This window comes from Paenibacillus sp. J14 (assembly GCF_000518465.1).
Classification (GTDB): Bacteria; Bacillota; Bacilli; order Paenibacillales; family Paenibacillaceae; genus Fontibacillus; species Fontibacillus barengoltzii.
In genome coordinates this window covers 1-1,494 of record NZ_JADQ01000111.1, presented here as the reverse complement: position 1 = coordinate 1,494, position 1,494 = coordinate 1, and the positions used below count along the sequence as shown (strand labels likewise).

The following is a 1,494-nucleotide window of genomic DNA, read 5'->3' as shown; positions in this document are numbered from 1 at the left end:
CTAGTTGGTCAAACCTTCGTTCCTCCACCCGCATAGCGGGTGGTTTTTTGTTTCGCACGCTTCGCGAGCTCAACTGGCTAAAGCCATAACAAAAACGTGCGCCCCAAAGGCGCACGTTCTCGTTAAAGTATGTTACTGTCCCCATACGTCCTCTCGTCCGCCATTGCAACATCATGATTGCCCATCGTTACATAAAGCGGAGGACGGATATCTTTTTGATGAAGAGAAGGATTCCCCTTCCATGGATAAAAGTGCCGATGGACAGCCAAACTAAACGGACAGCGCCGGCCGGAAGCTGCGAGTTGCCCGGACGGACAAGCGCTCAAGTATAGTTGATGGAGGCACGTAAAACCGATGGTCAAAATCAAACTGGGAGCAGCGCTCACCATCGCCCTTGGCATTGCGCTTCTCTCTGCCCCTGTAACAGAGGCATCCTCCCCGGTTCATGGCAAGCAACGAAGCTATTATGAAGAACGCGGGGACATTGTATGGGAAGTGCCAACGCAAGAAAAATACATCGCCTTAACCTTTGATGACGGACCAGATGAACAGCAAACACCGAAAATCCTCGAGCTCCTGGAGAAGTATCATGCGAAGGCGACCTTCTTTGTCGTTGGTGACCGGGTGAAGCGATTCCCCGACATCGTGAAAATGGAACAAGCCGCCGGTCATGAAATCGGCAACCATTCCTATCACCATCCATCCTTACACCGACTGGGGTTGTCGGCCTTGAAGGAAGAGATGACCATGACCCAGGAAGCCGTTCTCGAGACCACCGGACGCAAACCCGTCCTCTTCCGTCCTCCGGGCGGATATTATAATGATGCTATCGTCGAACTAACCAAGCATCACAACCTGCAGATGATCCTCTGGTCCTGGCATCAGGATACGAAGGATTGGACATCGCCCGGCGTACAACGAATCGTACGCAAGGTGCTGGACAACGCCCGCAACGGCGATATTATCCTGATGCATGATTACGTGTACAACAGCACGCAGACGATCGAAGCGCTAAAGGTCATCTTGCCGGAACTGCAACGCCGGGGTTATCGCTTCGTTACCGTATCCGAACTGCTGACGCATAAGGTGACGACGCCGGATCCTCAAATGAAAGAGAATCACTAAACTTCATTGGAAAGGAGCAGGCACTCATGGATAAAAAGCAGAACACCCTGCCTCCCGGGGAGGGCTCTGGTGTGGATCCGATCCCCGTTCCGAAGCACCCTACCGCAGCCACGGAGAAGCTCGAAGATTTGGTTGGCGAGATGATGGAGGAATGGACGGAAACTTTGACGGGGGAATCGGAAAAAACGAATCAAAACAAGGGTCAAGCCAAATAAGTGAAATCCTCCAACCATGCAGCAAGACGGGATTCCAGCCCGCCTTGCTGTTTTATTTAAAAATTTATTTTCTCAAATTCTGATATTTGTGATTTAAATCACATATATAGTGAAAAAAATCACATATAATAAAGACATCAAAGATGATCATCCC

General features: G+C 50.3%; 2 protein-coding genes. Both read left to right on the top strand.

Going from position 1 to position 1,494, the window contains the following annotated elements:
• Positions 1-354: 354 nt before the first annotated feature.
• Positions 355-1,125 (top strand): polysaccharide deacetylase family protein, encoded by a 771-nt coding sequence (locus M891_RS0122145; RefSeq protein WP_028540300.1) that lies wholly within the window; start codon positions 355-357, stop codon positions 1,123-1,125.
• A gap of 26 nt (positions 1,126-1,151) precedes the next feature.
• The gene (locus M891_RS0122140) at positions 1,152-1,340 is read left to right on the top strand and encodes a hypothetical protein (protein WP_028540299.1); all 189 of its coding nucleotides are present in this window, start codon (positions 1,152-1,154) and stop codon (positions 1,338-1,340) included.
• Positions 1,341-1,494 lie beyond the last annotated feature (154 nt).